Here is a 16,094-nt window from a genome sequence, read left to right as displayed (position 1 = left end):
CCGCCCATGCAGTCAGAAGTCCCGGCTAGCCGACCGGTAGCGCATGCCGCCATCAATGAACGGCAGTTGCACTCTCGAACCATGCACAAGCAGGCCGTCACAATCTCGCGCCAATTCCGGAAGCTTCAACCGCTATTGTGGTTGCTTCTCGCACTGTCCACGCTGGCGCGCGGCGCCGACGGCAACGTTCCCCCTTCATCCTTCGACCCTACCGCTGGTCAATTCGACATGAGCGATATGCTTTTGCACCACAAAGGCGTGCTGCCGGTGCCGGACATCGTCACGGAGCCCGCGATCGGTTACGGTTTCGGGCTCGCGCTGCTCTACTTCACCATGCCCTCACAGCGCGAACAGGACAGCGTTGACGACGGCACGCAACCGAACAAGGTAGGGCCGCCGAACATCACCGGCGTGGGTGGCCTGGTGACCAACACACACAGTTGGGCCGCTGGCCTCATGCATTTCCACACGTGGGACGACGATCATGTTCGCTATCTCGGTGTGCTGGGCAAGCTTGACCTGCACCTGAACTACTATGGGCCGCAGGGCAACGCAAATGCATATCAGCTAACGGGTGTCGGCGTTATCCAGCAGGTGCTGTTCCGGCTTGGCGACAGCCCGTGGTATATCGGTCCTCGCTACACCTTCCTCGATTCGACGACGCGCTTTGGTCCGCTGATCCCGGCCGGCATCCAGCATTTCGAGCGTGACCTGAAGGTCGGTAAAGGCGGCATCGTCATCGACTACGACACGCGCGATAACATCTTTTACCCGAGTAGTGGCACTTATGGCGAACTCGAAGCCGAGCTCGCACGCGGAGCGCTCGGCAGCGACCGCTCCTTCGAGATGCAGACCGCCAAGGGCTATCACTGGATTCCGCTGTCATCGAGGTGGGTGCTTGGGTTGCGCACCGACCTCGGTTTCTCGCAAGGCGACATTCCGTTTTTTGCGCAGCCTTATGTGGATCTGCGCGGCGTATCGCAAGCGAAGTTTCAGGACCGCAACCAGCTGACCGGAGAGCTGGAACTACGGTATAACGTCACCCCACGCTGGTCGGTACTTGGCTTCGGAGGCGTTGGCCGCGCCTATGGCAATCTGCACGCGTTCTCCGACGCGCCGACCGCGTTTGGCTTCGGCACCGGTTTTCGCTATCTAATTGCGCGCAAGCTTGGCATATCGATGGGAATCGACGTTGCGCACGGCCCCGGGCAGAACGCGTTCTACATTCAGGTGGGAAGCGCGTGGCGCTAGCACCAGGTTCACATCCGGTTGTTCGTGGATCAAGCCCGCCGGCTTATGATAAGTAGCGCGCGAGGTTGGGCCGCAACGGACATAGTGCATGACACCAATGTTTCAAACCGTAGAGGCGTATCGGGAGGTTTACTAACGAACGTCGCCTTTACTTGCAGAAGCGGCCGCAGCTTGGCATGGCTTAGCCGTCCGCTGTGGTTCGACTGAACCCGTTGCGATGACACGACTGGTAGACATGTTCGACAATGCGATTTTTCAAGGCCGCGGCCATGGCTCGGCGAGGATCGGATGGTGGGGTAAGCTGACCGATGACTATGGAGCGGACTTCCGAAACTTGAAGATGAACCGGTCCGTGCGATAACGGATCCCTCTTGCGAAGATGCTCGATGTATGAGGATCGTCGCGGTTGCGCAGGACGTCGTGTTTGCCTGCGAATTCGAATCCGGCCGCCCCGACTTCCAGCAGAACGATAGCGGGATCGATCCGGTGCAGCTTCGTCGCTGCATCGGGACACGCGACGTGATCGACGATCACATAGGCGCCTTCCGGCTTCAACACTCGATAGACCACCTCGTTGAAGGCGCGCATGTCGACCGGACCGATGAACCCGTGGTGCAAGTCGTGATAATTCTGCCCGATGAAACAGAGGTCGATGCTGCCCGGCAACTCGCCGTCCGGACTCTCCAGCACTGAGACGTTTCCACTTTCACGGGTGATCTGGTCGACCTCCAGTCTGCCTTTGGTGATGCGGTCGATCTTCCGCGCCGACTCCGGGATGAGCGCGAAAACATGTCCACGCTCGCCGACCAGCGACGCGAACAAGCGCGTGAAATAGCCACGGAACGGCAGGAAATCAATGACGCGGTCACCCGGCGTCACTCCAATGAAATCAAGAACGTCCGCAGTGCGATCCCGTATGTCACGTGCGCGGTCGCGGCGAGGCCGCGACTTGTCTTTCATCGCAGCATCGATGCGCGCCCCTGACATGATCGCGGGCCTCATACCGCCGCGACGCAATCGATCTCGATGTCGAAACGGCCGGGCCACGCCGGCACGTTGACGAAGATGCGCGCGGGCGGCTGCGGCCCGAAGAACCGCGCATAGATCTCGTTGACCACCGGAAACATCTCGACCGACGTGCAATACACATTGCACTTCAGAACCTGGTCCAGCGATGATCCTGCCGACTCGACGCAAAGTTTCAACTGCTCGAGCACGCGCTGCGTTTGTTGCTCGATCGGCGCATCGAGCACTTCGCCGGTATCGGGATCGAAGGGCGGAAAGCCCGACACATAGATCGTGTCCTGGTGACGCGTCACGGCGGACGTCGGCGCTTTCCACCGTTCGAGCCAGCCCGACAGGGGTTCCACCCGAATAATTTCGCGAGTCATGACATGCTTCCTTGAAAAAAGATGACTGGAATGCTCAGGCGTCGCCTCCAAAGAGCGCGTTCAATTGCGCGCCCGCCGCGGCGCCTTCGAAACCGTCGAAGCGTCCGTTCGCGAGGCCTTGCGCGGCGCGCATGAAGCCGCCCCACGCCGCACGCGCGAGGCCGCCGCCGACGCTCACCCGTCGTACGCCGAGCGCGGCCAGGTCGTGAAGCGTGAAGGCCGAGGTCACGCCGACCAGCACGTTCACGGGTTTGGGCGCCACGACCGAGACGACCGCTTCGATCTGCTCGCGCGTCTGAATGCCCGGCGCGTACAGACAGTCGGCGCCCGCCGCCGCATAGGCTGCGAGGCGCGCCAGCGTATCGTCGAGATCGGGCACGCCGACGAAGAAGTTCTCCGCACGGCCGGTCAGCATCGTATCGCCGCCGCGCTCGTCGATCGCATGGCGCGCGGCTTCGAGACGCGCCACGGCCACATCGATCGGGAGCAGCGGCGCTGCGGGATCGCCGGTGGAATCTTCGATCGACAAGCCCGCCACGCCGGTGTCGACGGCAAGCCCGACGCTCTGCGCGACGGCTGCCGGGTCTGCGCCGAAGCCATTCTCGAAGTCGGCGTTGATGGGCAGGTCGGTCGCATCGACCATCGCGCGCAGATGGCCGAGAATGATGGCGCGTTCGACGCCGTTATCGGCGCGCCCGGTCGACCATGCGAAACCGGAGCTCGTCGTCGCGATGGCTTTGAAGCCGAGGCTCGCAAGATAACGGGCGCTTCCCACGTCCCACGGATTCGGCAGCACGAAGCAGCCGGACGTATGCAATGCGCGAAAGTCAGCGCGCTTTTCTGCGACGGTGCGTGTCATGACCTGCTCCAGAAGTATGGTCGTAGCCCTGCGCTCATGCGGTTTCCACGTCGACGACAGGAAAATCGATCTCGGTTTCGAAGACGTTGTTGACGAAGTTCGTCAGCATGAACTGCGCACTGAGCGCGATGATTTCGACTATGTTCGCGTCGCTGTAACCTGCGGCGCGCACCGCGTCGAGATCGCTGTCGGCGATCTTGCCGCGCGTCTGCATGAGGGCCCGCGCGAACGCGACCGCCGCCGCGATGCGCGGCGATTCGGACAGGCCCCGACGATTCAGGGCGATTTCGTCATCGGAAAGCCCGGCGAATCGGGAGGCGACATAGGTGTGCGCGCTTAGGCAATACTGACATTCGTTGATCTGCGACACGGCGAGTGCGATACCGTCGCGCGTTTTCACGTCGAGCGTCTTCGCGAGCGATGCTTGCAAGCCGGCCCAGCCGTTCAGTGCGGACGGGCTTTGCGCCATCACGCGGAAAAGATTGGGCGTGAGCTTCAACTGCTTTGAAATGGCGTCGACTACGGATTTCGATTCAGCGGGGATGTCTTGCGGAATGGCGATGCGGCTCATGACAATGCTCCTGTGTCCGGTTGGTCGCTGCGGGAATCCTGTGTTCCTGCATTGAGACGCAGTGTAGGAGCGGCCGCTTTGCACAGGGTCCGGCAAAGGTGCGCAAAAGTCCGTGGGCGTCGTCAGGCTGTCAGGGCCTTGGTCCGGAACTCGGCGGGCGGAGCGCCGTATATGTCGCGAAAGGCGCGCACGAAAGCGCCGCGGCTCGTATAGCCCGCGTTGCGCGCGACCTGATCGAGCGCGAGATCGCCGGCGCGGAGCTGGGCGGCGGCCTGACGCATGCGAATGTCGCGCAGCACCTGCATCGGCGACTGGCCGAGCGCCGTCGAAAAGCGCGCCATGAAGGCCGAGCGGCTGAGGCACGCAGTCTGCGCAAGGCTTTCGACCGTGTGAGGCGCGGAGGGTCGCGCGGTCATGTCGGCGAACGCGCGTGCGATCTGCGGGTCGCCGAGCAAGGCAAATCGTTCCATCCAGAGCGCGCTCGATTTCAGCGAGCGACGCACGAGCGCGACGATCACCTGCTTGAGGAGCGCACCGGACATCGCGCCCGCGCCAATTTCCTGCGCCATCAATTCATCGAATGCGGTCCGGAGGTAAGTGTCCAGGCGATCGGATGCCTCGAATTTCTCGACAATAGGCGCAGACAAGTGCTCGAAGAGATCGATCGACGCGCCGAAGGATGCGTTGAAATAGCCGCAGATCATCACGGTCATCGGCTCTGTCGAGCCGGCGCGGAACCGCTTGATCGAATCGACGACGCGTTTGTGCTCGCGCCCGGACACGACCGTCGGCGCGACGCCTGCGCCACGCGACGGCACTTCGAGCTTCAAGGGATGGCGCGGCGGTACGATCAGCAACGTGTGAGGCGAGAGCGTCAGTGTGGTCGAGCCGCCGATATGCAGCAGCCCGACTCCCGACAGAATGTAGTGGATGCCTGGCGCATCGTTGCCATCTAGCTCGAGAACGAAACCTTCGCTGACGAGACACTCAGACAGGCCGAGCACGCGAATCTCAAGCAGAGTGATCAACTCATCGATATCGGTGAGCGATAGTCGCGCCGACGAAAAAGGCGTCAAGGCTGGCATTCAGTAACTCGGCGAGATGCGAACGCGCGTTTGGTTCGGTGGACCATTCTCGCACGTAATTTCGGCGCGAGCGGATCAAGCTCGCCGGGTTTCGGCCAACTCCAGCCCTTCGCCGTCATCGGTGCATGGTCGTTCGAGCGGCGGTTCAGCTTTGGTAAGAGACGCTGAGACGGACGAGTACCGACGAGCAGGGATGGGGCGCAGATACGAAAATCTGACCAATCTGGCCGTGTCGGCTTCGATGTGCAACACCGTATTATCGGCCTGCGAGGCAGTTCGACAAATGCAGTAACTGCAGCGCTGCTCCCATCATAATGAACGTGATGCCGAGAGCGATTCTGATACGGATGCGCAATGCGCCCGTGGAAAGCGTATTCACTGAAAGTCTCCAATCACTAATTTCAAGGTGTCGCGGTGCGGCATTAGGCGTTTTGGCGACCCAACACGCCAACACTTCTCAACGAAGTTTTGGCAACGACGGTCCGTGCAGGATCGAGACCTCGTTACCTTACTGGGATAGGCGGCGGGCGCGGAACGCGTAGTAAATCTGCACCGCAGACGACACTGCGAGCAAACTCAAACTGGCAGTCCGCAGAAATTCGACGCTCGTGAACCGATCCCTCTCGTGGGTGAGAATCCAACCTGCCAACGCCGGACCCAATGCGATCCCACCGACCGCGACGATGTAGTAGACGCCGTTCATCTGACCAGATCGGTCTAACTTCGACAGCACGCCGAGGATCATTGGGTTGATCACCCAGTAGGCCAGGGCGAAGAGCAACACCGAGCAGATGAATATAACCAGCGACCGCGGAAAGAACAGCTGCAATACGACAGAGCCACACAATAAGAGAAAGAAAACGGTGATGATGGAGGCCGAGCCTTTGCGATCGCCGACAAAGACAGCCGTTGCAGACCCGAGGGCGCTCACGATTGCGGCCCATCCCAAAACGGTGGACATCGTTGCGGATGCAATTCCGGATGTCTCGCCCAAGACGGATATGAAGGGCCAGAATGTTCCAACGCCGAGGTAGAACACTCCGAACGTCGTAGCGAGAATCGCCTTCTCGCTGAGTCCGAGTGCGTGCGCGGCATCGACGACTGCCTTTTTCTTCTTCTCATTGCGCACGTCGCTTTCCGGGATGAACGCGATGAGCGCCAGCCCGAGAGGAACAGTGCCGGCCAGGATCAAGAAAATCGCATTCGAACCGCAGAGTCTAACGATGAACGGCATCGCGAACGCTGCCGCCGCGCCGTATAGCTGAGTGCTCGTCGAATACAGCGCTGCCGTCTTGCTCGGGCGTCCGGAGAGGGCGATCAGAATTCCAAGCCGTCCCAAGCCGAAGCCCGCGCCCACCCCCGATAGGCAGCGCAGGACATAGAGGAAAAAGCCCGGGTCGGTCTTGAACGCGATGCTTCCCACGTTTGCCAGCATCATCATCGCGAGAGCGGCGAACAAATACTCCCGCCGACGCAGAGCGAATGGAAAAGCCGTTGCGAGAACGGTCCCCGCGCTTGTCGAAATCATTTCGGCGGTAAGGAGGTAGCCGGCCGTTGCCTTGTCAAAGCCGACAGACTGAACGAAAGCTTGGATGATCAGCGGTTTGAGGGAGGAGGCTGCGTGCCCTGCAACGCCGACCATCACGATTGCGAGGATGGGCAATGCCATCCACAGGCCGCTGCGAGCCATGCCATGGCCTCCAGAAAGGTCGAAGGAATTGGTCTCCGCCTTTTGCAGTTTGGCTCCAGATGGATCGCTCATTCAAGTGTCTCCCTTTGGTACGACCGGCTCGTAACGCGATCCCAACGAACGTCCTTTCGATGCTGACGGTGAAAAGGGGATCGATCGCGGCGTTTTCGACGAAACCGTCCGGGGAACACGCTATGCCGTTCACTCGGGTAAATCCTAGGTCAGTATTCAGCCTGCCTGTCTATATTTGTGTTCAGTCTGCCTGTGTATTTTCGGCGCGTATGTAAGGGAATTCACTGATGTCCGCTATAGCAAGCCAGCCTGCGCCATTGCGACTACTCGGCAGCCTTCGGACGCGCCCAAGCGCGTTGACAACGAGCGAATATTGCATTGACAATCCGGCCCATCGAGATCAATGTATCCCAATTTGGTACACCAGGAAGGAGCTCCATTGTGTCAAAAGTAAGTGTTCTTGCCACGGGCGACGCCATGCTCACGCAGCGCATCTCGCCCAACCCCGATGCTGATTTCCTCGCTCTCGTCGAGATGCTGAGGAACACCGACGTTGCGATAACAAACGTTGAGATGGTTTTCCCCGGCCGAGGCCGGATGGCATCGACGACCATGCATGGCATTCCGTGCGGTGTGGAGCCCGAGTTGTTGTCGGAGTTTGAATGGCTCGGAATCGATATCTACGGTATGGCGCACAACCACGCCACTGACTACGGAGTCTCCGGACTCGTGTCATCGATCGAGGCGCTCGAGGCGCGTGGATTGACGTACGCCGGAGTGGGCCGAACGCTGCGTGAAGCGCGTGCGCCGCGCTATTTCAGCGCGCCCGGTTGCCGAGTCGCGTACATCGCTGCGGGCTCAAGCAATGCACGCCTGAACCTTGCTGCGGATCCGAGCGTGGGTGACGTTGGGCGCCCTGGCATTGCACCAGTTCGAGTCCAGAAGACTCACTACATCAAGAAGGAGCGATTCGACGAGCTGCGTGAAATCCTGGCAGAGGCCGGCGTGAACGTGGCCGCAACAGGGACGACTGCACCGGGAATTCATTTCCCTTATCCGGACAAGAACGTCTACGATCCGCCCCCGGAGGGAGGGTTTGCGGTCGAGGGCGTCAACTTTGCTCCGAGCGATACCTCCCGAGTGGTGACGGACGCGTTGGAGCGAGATGTTGACGAACTGACGGCCTCGGTGCGCGAAGCATCGCGCCAAGCTGACCTCGTGTTCGTCGGGCTCCATTGTCACGAAGGACTTCAAGGCCGCTGGAATAGTGAGACGCCCGCGGAGTTTCTTCAGCCGCTCGCCCACAAGTTGATCGATGCCGGTGCCCATGGCGTCTTCGCCCATGGTCCCCACATGCTTCGTGGGGTCGAGCTCTATGCCGGTCGTCCTATCTGCTATTCGCTTGGCAACTTCATCTTCAACGTGGAGACGTTCTCTTCGTTCCCGCTCGAAGTCTATGAACAGCAAGGCATGCCACTGACTTCTACGCCTGCGGATCTCTTCGATGTGGTGACCGGTTACGGCAAACAACCGCTCTTCTGGGAGTCCGTTGTCGCCAGGTTCACGTTTGAGAATGGAGTGCTCGCTGATAGTGAGCTTCATCCGATCACGCTTGGGCGAGACGCGCCGAGAAGTCGGCGCGGGTGCCCGCAACTGGCCTCCGGAGATGAAGCTGCACGAATCCTGTCTCGCCTCGACGGTCTCTCCCAACCGTTCGGCGCGAGCGTCGAGATCGTGCGAGAGGGTGACCGCTGCGTCGGAAAGATCAGGTCGAATCTTTAACTGAGGGATTCCGCTCGCGTTTCTCCCGCTGCTCGGGAGGACGCGAGCATCCTCCCGAGACGCAATGAACAAATCGGATTTTGTGATCCGGAGGTGTACCAGGGCGTCTGGTTCATCAGGGCGTCTGGACTTCCACTCGTGACGGAACTGACTCTGTCACTTCTCTCCATCACATCCGCCTGCGGCCGCCGGGAACACGACTACCTCGCCGGATGAGCGCCGACAGGACCGCACGCGCGAGGCCCTTCAACGGCCGCATCAACGTTTCAATCATTTAGGGAACTTCCCTATCCGCCGCCTGATTGACACCCTCAAAGTATACAGGCAGACTGAGTATATCGACCGGTGCGCATCGTCGCACGCCGATTGAGTGGGTGACTGCATCCGTGCACCTCGGGTGCCGCAGCCGTCACCCATCAGCGACGACGAAGTCGGCAAACGAGCCTTCGAGACGCTGCGGCGTCTCTGCTCAGGCGACCCGCCAATCGTTTCAACCTGGTCGCCAAAAATCAACTCACAGTCCGCGGAACCATGAACACGTTCGTACTCAATCAGACAGGGTCAACTGATTTGCCGGCCCCCAACTGTCTCCCGGAAACCGGAAGCAGGCGTCGAGGCGAGCCACCCAAAGGATCCCGAGGTGCTCGTGGGCGCTGGTCATCGTTTATCGGTGCCGGGGCTCTAGTGGCTGTCGGCTACATGGATCCGGGTAACTGGGCCACGGCGCTCGGAAGTGGAGCGAAGTACGGCTATCAATTGTTAAGCGTGGTCCTCGCAGCGAGTTTGATGGGTTTGCTGTTGCAGTGGCTCGCGTCGAAAGTGGGCGTCGTAACGGGGCGGGACCTGGCTCAATTGTGCCGGGAGCGTTACAGCCGTCGAAGCACACTCTTCCTGTGGATCACCTGCGAGATCGCGATTATCGCGTGTGATGTTGCTGAAGTTGTTGGTAGTGCGGTCGCGCTGCAACTTCTGCTTGGCGTGTCGCTGACGGTCGGTGTGATGATGTCCGCAGTCGCCACATTCGCTATGTTGGCGCTGCAAAGCCGCGGACAACGTCCGCTGCAAGTAGTGATCAGCTCGTTGATCTTCTTTGTTGGCCTCTGCTTCGTCGTCGAGCTTGCGCTCGCGAACCCGTCATGGCATGCAGCGCTCGCCGGCATCAAGCCATCGACCGACTTGCTCCGCGATGCAGGAATGCTCTGGTTTGCCGCTGGCATTTTGGGTGCGACCGTGATGCCACACAATCTGTATCTTCATTCCGCGCTCGTGAAGCATCACGCCAGCGAGCGAGACGAACCGTCGATCGACCACGCCATGAAGGGCGTCAATATCGACACCTTTGCATCGCTGGGTCTGGCTTTCACTGTCAATGCCTCTCTCTTGATCGTTGCGGCCGCTGTGTTTCACGCAAGCGGCCATTACGACGTCAACGATCTTGCGGACGCCCACCGTCTGATCGCGCCTCTCGTGGGCAGCCAATGGGCAGGCGTCATTTTCGCTGCAGCCCTGCTTGCATGCGGGCTCAACGCGACCGTGACTGGAACGCTTGCAGGACAGGCGGTGATGGAAGGGTTTTTGCAAATGAAGAGCGCACGTTGGGTCCGCGCTCTTCAGACTCGAACGCTGGCGATCGGACCGGCATTGCTTGCCGTTTGTGCCTTCGGGGAACACGGATCGAACCAGTTACTGGTCGCGAGTCAAGTGGTGCTCAGCGTGCAACTGCCGCTGGCCGTCATTCCGCTGGTGACCTTTGCATCGGACCAAAGGTTGATGGGTCGATTCCGGATTCGAGGCATTCCGCGAGCATTAGCGTGGCTGTGCGCCGGCACTATCGTGGCGCTGAATGCGATGCTTCTTTGGCAGTTGATAGTGAACTAGCGCTTGCGCGACGGGAGATGAACGATGAGCTATCGCGAATATTCGTTGCGTGCCCTTGTGGACAGATGGCTGGGCCACAAGGACTGTGTGCACATGCGGATCACGAATTTCAGTCATGGACGAAGCAAACCTTGGCGATACGTGCAGGTTATGGCGACCCGTCCTTCGGGAACGATTGAGTTCGTCTTCTTTCGTCATGACGATGGGTCGTGGGGAGTGTTCCCGCCCAATGATCGAGGGCCGATGATGACATTCTCGAGAACGGCCGCATAAAGCGTGATGCCACGCCATCTCACGCATCTGAAAAATCCAAGAAGAGACAGATGTGAGAGTGCACCATCGCCACCTCTGCTTGCAGAGGGTAACGGTAGCTGCTGCGATGAGCGACGCATGGCGCGGCTCATCGCGTGGATGCCGCGCGCTCAGCCTGAAAGATCCTCGCGATCCGCTGTTCTCAAAAAATTCGTCCGCGTGTCCTCTGGTAAGTAAATCCCCTTACATACGCGCTCCAAGTATACAGGCAGACTGAATAAACGGTGACGGCAGCGAATCGGAGATCACATCGCGGTGAAAGTATCCGATTAAAGAGCTTCGGCATCCTACGTAATATGAATGAGGCTTGATGATCCCATCAGGACCTGAGGACGATTGCGGAAAGCGAGATCACATGAAGTTTCACTAGTATTACCACGAACAGGAGACAGTACAAATGAGCGACCCCGCAGCAACCAACCTACGCGACGCGGAGTCCATCTCCGCATTATCCACCGAAGACAGAGGACTATTTTCGCGCGCCAGTTTCTGGGTGACTTTACCTATCATTGCAATCGTGATGGTAGGCGTAGCAGGACATGCAGCTTCCTCCCTCAAACCGCTCATCATCCAGGCCTTCGTTCAGTCCGTCGGCTTCGATAAGGCTACATCTGGCTATCTGCTGACGGCCGAAATGATCTCGACGAGCGCGGGCACAGTCCTGGCGACGGCTTTCCCGTTCTTTTTGCGCCGACGGGGATATCTGTTCGGTGCGCTGGCCTTGATGATGATGGCCAACATCGCAAGCATCCCGTTTAAAGCAGATCCCGGCGTCGTTCTGTACGGTCTGAGATGCCTGTCCGGGCTGGGTGCTGGCTTCGGTCTCGGACGCCTCGGGATTCTTATTGCGCTTTCCGGCCGCCCGGGAAAAACAGCGGCACTGTACTCGACGACCACGCAGCTCTATGGTGCCGTTGCCGCGTTCGCGATGCCGTTCATCGACCGGATGTGCGGAGCGAACTCGATTTTCGTGATTCTGGCCGGTACTGTGCCGCTGGCGCTGATCCTGATCGGCTACGTTCCCGAAAGTCACGAGCGTGTGGAGAAGAAAAAGGCGGTGTCAGTCCAAGGCGTGCGAACGATCGGTCTGTCCGAGAAGGTGATCCTTGCATTGACCTTCTTTGTCTTCTACCTCGGTATTGGCACGTTTTATCCGTTCATCGCTGTGCTTGGTGAAACGGCCGCGATCGGAAAGTCGCAGATGTCTATGCTACTGGGTTGGGCGGCAATCGTCAGCGCGCTCGGATCGGCCATGGCGGTCTTTGCCGGAGACCGGAAAGCGTCGGCTCCGATTATTTCGCTTTTTTTCGTTTCACTGTGTAGCGCTGTCGTTCTGCAGCTCGGCTTCCCGCGCTCGCTCGTCGTCTTCATCGCATCCGTGCTTCTGTTCGCGTTCTCTTACTGGGTCATCAATCCGCTGATTCTTGGCGTGTTGTCGAAACTGGATAAGACCGGGCAGATGAACGGCGTCTACTACGTCGTAGCGGTCGCAGGTATTTCTGTGGGCCCGGCGCTGGCCGGCTGGGTGCTGACGCATCAAGCAGATCGTTTCACGGGGGCGGAGTTTCTGCGAGCAGTGAGCTTCGGTTTTCTCGCTGTCTCTTCCGCGGTCCAGATCTACTATGCCTACCGCGCGCGACGCCTTCCTGACTAACGTGCAATAGCCCAGACTGAACTGGCTCTCCGAGCGCCTGCAACGCCTTGGTCCTGCGACTGTACCTTCGCAGATCGACCATGGTGTGCGGGCGCTCGTTCCGTTTGACGCTGCCTCGGCATAGGGCCTTCGATCATCAGGAAGGCCTCGATTGATCCAATAGGGCCTGAGGTACCTGGTCACCTCTTCAAGCCGTCAAAGCGCCCAACGCAGCGATGCTGCGCGCTCGATGTCTTGTACATTACCCACGCGTCTGCGATGCAAGATGCAGCGAGGGGCGAGCGCCGATTCGCGACGCCTTTTCCATCGGCATCACGTCCACTTGGTATAGGCAAGCGGCTACAGAAAAGAAGTCGAAAAAAACCGTGACGGGACAGGAAGATTCGTACGCTCGTCGCATTACCCAGAGGGTCGATGGGCGCCACTTGAGCGAATCGTGTGCGGAGGATCTGGGCCGAGATTGGGCCGTTTCGGTGGACGAGGTCTCGAAAATTTAATGTGCAGTCTGCCTGTATTTATCATCAGTTTGCCTGTATATCCACTTTTTGTATCTACGGGAATGTCCCTAACGTGTTGGATACGTCGCCCGCGGCACTGTGCGCAACGTGGCGGAATCGTCACGCCGCATCGCTTCGCATGAAGCGATGCATTTAATGCCTAAAACGCCTGAGGCGCCTTTCTGACAAAGGGAAACCGGCGCCGCGTGCTGATCCCAAACTGCATGATTAGAGCTGATTTTTGGCGGTCGAAAGCCTCTGATTTCTCAGCTCACGGCGTCGCGCGTATCGCGCCAAATACCCAAACCCGTGATGCTCCGGACTTTTCCCTAGGTCGGATTCGTTGACACTTCAAAACTATACAGGCAGACTGAATATCACGACGAACCCCACACGTCGCAACTTAACGAATTGACGACGACAACCCACTGTCGGGAGGAAACATGATGACGACGGCAACACTCGAACGGCCGGAATCGAAGGACTCGCAAATCGAACACGTCGAGATCAAGGTGATCGATACGGACGTTCACGTCGAACCGCGTTCTTTCGAAGAACTGATCCCTTATCTCGATGCGCCCTGGCGCGACATGCCGAACCTAATCGACAGCGTGCCGTTCAGCCGCTCGACCTACAAGACGCTTGATGGTGGTGGTCGCAAGGATGCGTATCCGTCCATCGGCGACATCGGCTCGGATCCGGAACTGGTCGGCCAGCAGATGTTCGTGGATGATCCGACCGACTACGCGATCCTCCTGCCGTGGAGCTTCCGGGGCTTTACGACCGATCCCAAGCTGGACACCGCGCTGGCCGGCGCCGTGAACAGCTGGATGGCGGATACCTGGCTGTCGAAGTACAACGCTGAAAACCGTTACGTCGGTTCGATCTCCATCTCCGTGGATGATCCGCTGGGCGCTGCGAAGGAGATCGACAAATGGGGCGGCCATCCCGGCTTTCGTCAGGTGATGATCGGTCACTACGGTCCGCGCCCGTTCGGGCACCCGATGTATGACCCGATCTGGGAAGCCGCTGCGCGCCACAATCTGCCGATCTCGATGCACTTCCGAGGCGGCGCGACTCAACCGCTCGGCTGGACCTCAACCGGCCCGCTGCAGTACTTCGTCGAGTATCACTCGCTGATTGCGCCGATGGCTTATGCAGCGCACCTCGCAAGCTGGATCTGCAATGGCGTATTTGATCGCCACCCCGACATGAAGGTGCTGTTCGTCGAAGGCGGATTCTTGTGGTACCGGCCGGTGGTGGATCGCATGCAGCGTCACTGGGCGATGACCTCGAAAGAGCTCGGACTTAAGAAGACGCCGTTGCAGTACGTCCTCGATCATTGCCGCTTTGCGACGCAGCCGATCGAAGAAAACACGGACCCGCACAAGATCGCGGCGCTGTACGAAGAAGCGAATGCAGCCGAGCTCGTGATGTTCTCGAGCGACTATCCCCACTACGACTACGACCCTCCGAGCAAGGCGCTGCCGCGCTCCTTGGATGCCGATGTGAAGAAGCGAATCATGTCTGAAAATGCCCGCCTGGTGTACAACCTGCCGACGACCCGTCCGGTCGACCGTTTCGATCTGGCTGCCGGAGGTGCGCGATGATTATCGATTGCGCAGTCCACCCGGTTCTGGACAACATCGAATTCAACAAGGCCGTCGGTTCCCCCTGGAATCTGCTCAAGTTGCCGCCGCTCTTCGGCGAAAAGTACCGTGCACCGTTCGATCAGATGACCGTGCCGGCCGAACAGGCATCCAGTCCGGCCGCCGTCGCTGAAGACCTGCGTCGCCGCGGCGTCGACTACGCGGTGCTGAGCCCGACGACTCGCGGCTACTGGCCCAACCCGCAACAGGCTGCCGCGGTTGCGAGCGCCGCCAACCGGCTGATGGCGGAGAAATGGCTGGACGCCCCGGAATCCGAAGGTCGCTTCCTCGGCTCGATCCGTATCGCACTGAATGACACCGACACGGCATTGCGCGAGATCGACAAATGGGCTGACGACGACCGCTTCGTGCAATTGGTCGTGCCCGCTCGCGCACTCGCCACGTATGGCGAGCAGCGCTTCTTCCCGATCTGGCGCGCCGCAGCCGAGCGAGGTCTCGTTGTCTTCGTACACGACGACTTCGCCACGCTGGTCGAGCCGGCGCCGTCGCAGGTTGGTTTCCCGAGCTACTTTGCCGAGAACCACGCGATCCGCCCGATGTCGGCGATCGTCCAACTAACCAGCTTCATCGTTGCCGGTGTGTTCGAGCGTCTGCCCGAGCTGCGGGTGGTGTTCGGCGACCTGAGCGTGCATGCCGCCCGCTCGCTGGTTATCCGCACGGACAAGGACTGGCAATCGGATCGTGTCGAAGTGCCCTGGGTAAGCAAGGAGCCAACGACGTATCTCGAACGTCAGGCCCGCTTTGTCACGCAGCCCGACGACGAAATATCGCCGCACAGCACGGCTTCGGCCGGCACGATCGGCGGCGACAACTCCTCGCTCGTGGTTTTCGGTAGCCGCCATCCGTACTGGGATGGAGTCAACGAAGGCGATGTGTTCCTGACGTGGTCCGAAAGGGAACGTGCCCGAGTCCTCGCCGACAACGCGGCGCAGTTCTACCCGCGCCTGGCAACGCGCGTTTCAGCTGAATTGAGCTCGTGAATCCGCACGAAGCGAAGGAGACAAGATCATGCGTTATGTAGTGGGTGCTGTCAGTGATTTGCCGCCGGGTTCGTCGACCATCGTCTATCCGGACAAAGTGAAGAGCGGTATCGGTGTCTTCAATGTCGAAGGCCAGTTCTACGCGTTGAAGAACACCTGCCCGCACATGGGTGGTCCGCTGTGCAAAGGCAAGGTGCGCGGTACGTCCCAGGCCGAGCTGCCGGCAGACCGGCTTCCGGAAATGCATTGGGTGCGTGATGGCGAAATCGTCGCTTGCCCCTGGCACCACTGGGAGTTCGAGATCAAGACCGGCCGCACGATCTTCGAATCGAAGCAGAAAGTGCGCAGCTATCCGGTGAAGGTCGCATCGCCGGAAGAGCTCGAGCGTCTGAAGGGAGGTGTGGAGACGGTGCCGGTGACGATCGAAGGTGCAACGGTAGTTCTGGAAGTCTGAGCGTCTTC

The 16,094-nt window shown here is 59.6% G+C and carries 13 protein-coding genes; 7 read left to right on the top strand and 6 right to left on the bottom strand.

The window, feature by feature from the left end:
* Positions 1–6 precede the first annotated feature (6 nt).
* Positions 7–1,251: a BamA/TamA family outer membrane protein gene (locus NOV72_RS07130; RefSeq protein ID WP_245932932.1), complete on the top strand. Its 1,245-nt coding sequence runs from the start codon at positions 7–9 to the stop codon at positions 1,249–1,251.
* Between the two features lie 312 nt (positions 1,252–1,563).
* On the opposite strand, the gene NOV72_RS07125 is transcribed toward NOV72_RS07130, so the two are convergent.
* The 6 genes from NOV72_RS07125 to NOV72_RS07100 all read right to left on the bottom strand — a co-directional run bounded on the left by NOV72_RS07125 (position 1,564) and on the right by NOV72_RS07100 (position 6,919).
* The gene (locus tag NOV72_RS07125) at positions 1,564–2,211 is read right to left on the bottom strand and encodes a class I SAM-dependent methyltransferase (RefSeq protein WP_146149951.1); all 648 of its coding nucleotides are present in this window, start codon (positions 2,209–2,211) and stop codon (positions 1,564–1,566) included.
* Between the two features lie 38 nt (positions 2,212–2,249).
* Positions 2,250–2,642, bottom strand: a complete 393-nt coding sequence (locus tag NOV72_RS07120) for a RidA family protein (RefSeq protein WP_106853893.1) — start codon at positions 2,640–2,642, stop codon at positions 2,250–2,252.
* 34 nt (positions 2,643–2,676) lie between these two features.
* Entirely contained in the window at positions 2,677–3,501 is an 825-nt protein-coding gene (locus NOV72_RS07115) for an isocitrate lyase/PEP mutase family protein (RefSeq protein WP_106853892.1), read from the bottom strand.
* Positions 3,502–3,535: 34 nt separating this feature from the next.
* Positions 3,536–4,072: a carboxymuconolactone decarboxylase family protein gene (locus NOV72_RS07110; protein ID WP_106853891.1), complete on the bottom strand. Its 537-nt coding sequence runs from the start codon at positions 4,070–4,072 to the stop codon at positions 3,536–3,538.
* A 122-nt stretch (positions 4,073–4,194) separates the two neighbouring features.
* On the bottom strand, positions 4,195–5,157 hold the full coding sequence (locus NOV72_RS07105) for a helix-turn-helix transcriptional regulator (RefSeq protein WP_106853890.1): 963 nt from the start codon (positions 5,155–5,157) through the stop codon (positions 4,195–4,197).
* Between the two features lie 508 nt (positions 5,158–5,665).
* Positions 5,666–6,919: an MFS transporter gene (locus tag NOV72_RS07100; protein WP_106853889.1), complete on the bottom strand. Its 1,254-nt coding sequence runs from the start codon at positions 6,917–6,919 to the stop codon at positions 5,666–5,668.
* Positions 6,920–7,300: 381 nt separating this feature from the next.
* Between NOV72_RS07100 and NOV72_RS07095 the strand changes: the two genes are divergently transcribed.
* From NOV72_RS07095 to NOV72_RS07065, 6 genes are all read left to right on the top strand, one after another.
* Positions 7,301–8,641 (top strand): CapA family protein, encoded by a 1,341-nt coding sequence (locus NOV72_RS07095; RefSeq protein ID WP_062611904.1) that lies wholly within the window; start codon positions 7,301–7,303, stop codon positions 8,639–8,641.
* Positions 8,642–9,172: 531 nt separating this feature from the next.
* Positions 9,173–10,519, top strand: coding sequence for an Nramp family divalent metal transporter (locus tag NOV72_RS07090; RefSeq protein ID WP_106853888.1), 1,347 nt, complete (start codon positions 9,173–9,175; stop codon positions 10,517–10,519).
* A gap of 709 nt (positions 10,520–11,228) precedes the next feature.
* Positions 11,229–12,485 (top strand): MFS transporter, encoded by a 1,257-nt coding sequence (locus NOV72_RS07080; protein ID WP_106853886.1) that lies wholly within the window; start codon positions 11,229–11,231, stop codon positions 12,483–12,485.
* Between the two features lie 940 nt (positions 12,486–13,425).
* Positions 13,426–14,592: an amidohydrolase family protein gene (locus NOV72_RS07075; protein ID WP_245932931.1), complete on the top strand. Its 1,167-nt coding sequence runs from the start codon at positions 13,426–13,428 to the stop codon at positions 14,590–14,592.
* Complete coding sequence (locus NOV72_RS07070; RefSeq protein ID WP_106853885.1) at positions 14,589–15,632, top strand: amidohydrolase family protein; 1,044 nt, start codon at positions 14,589–14,591, stop codon at positions 15,630–15,632. The genes NOV72_RS07075 and NOV72_RS07070 overlap by 4 nt, the downstream gene beginning before the upstream one ends.
* A gap of 28 nt (positions 15,633–15,660) precedes the next feature.
* On the top strand, positions 15,661–16,086 hold the full coding sequence (locus NOV72_RS07065; protein ID WP_106853884.1) for a Rieske (2Fe-2S) protein: 426 nt from the start codon (positions 15,661–15,663) through the stop codon (positions 16,084–16,086).
* The last annotated feature ends 8 nt before the right edge of the window (positions 16,087–16,094 follow it).

It is taken from the genome of Caballeronia novacaledonica, from assembly GCF_900258035.1.
Lineage (GTDB): Bacteria > Pseudomonadota > Gammaproteobacteria > Burkholderiales > Burkholderiaceae > Caballeronia > Caballeronia novacaledonica.
The sequence above is the reverse complement of the archived record's forward strand: the minus strand, read 5'-3'. Positions and strand labels throughout refer to the sequence as shown.

Bases quoted from the DNA above. Each gene is read 5' to 3' on its own strand.
- NOV72_RS07080 (WP_106853886.1), top strand. From the start codon at position 11,229: ATGAGCGACCCCGCAGCAACCAACCTACGCGACGCGGAGTCCATCTCC.
- NOV72_RS07110 (WP_106853891.1), bottom strand. From the start codon at position 4,072: ATGAGCCGCATCGCCATTCCGCAAGACATCCCCGCTGAATCGAAATCC.
- NOV72_RS07120 (WP_106853893.1), bottom strand. From the start codon at position 2,642: ATGACTCGCGAAATTATTCGGGTGGAACCCCTGTCGGGCTGGCTCGAA.
- NOV72_RS07100 (WP_106853889.1), bottom strand. From the start codon at position 6,919: ATGAGCGATCCATCTGGAGCCAAACTGCAAAAGGCGGAGACCAATTCC.
- NOV72_RS07070 (WP_106853885.1), top strand. From the start codon at position 14,589: ATGATTATCGATTGCGCAGTCCACCCGGTTCTGGACAACATCGAATTC.
- NOV72_RS07130 (WP_245932932.1), top strand. From the start codon at position 7: ATGCAGTCAGAAGTCCCGGCTAGCCGACCGGTAGCGCATGCCGCCATC.
- NOV72_RS07090 (WP_106853888.1), top strand. From the start codon at position 9,173: ATGAACACGTTCGTACTCAATCAGACAGGGTCAACTGATTTGCCGGCC.
- NOV72_RS07105 (WP_106853890.1), bottom strand. From the start codon at position 5,157: ATGCCAGCCTTGACGCCTTTTTCGTCGGCGCGACTATCGCTCACCGAT.
- NOV72_RS07075 (WP_245932931.1), top strand. From the start codon at position 13,426: ATGATGACGACGGCAACACTCGAACGGCCGGAATCGAAGGACTCGCAA.
- NOV72_RS07115 (WP_106853892.1), bottom strand. From the start codon at position 3,501: ATGACACGCACCGTCGCAGAAAAGCGCGCTGACTTTCGCGCATTGCAT.
- NOV72_RS07125 (WP_146149951.1), bottom strand. From the start codon at position 2,211: ATGAAAGACAAGTCGCGGCCTCGCCGCGACCGCGCACGTGACATACGG.
- NOV72_RS07065 (WP_106853884.1), top strand. From the start codon at position 15,661: ATGCGTTATGTAGTGGGTGCTGTCAGTGATTTGCCGCCGGGTTCGTCG.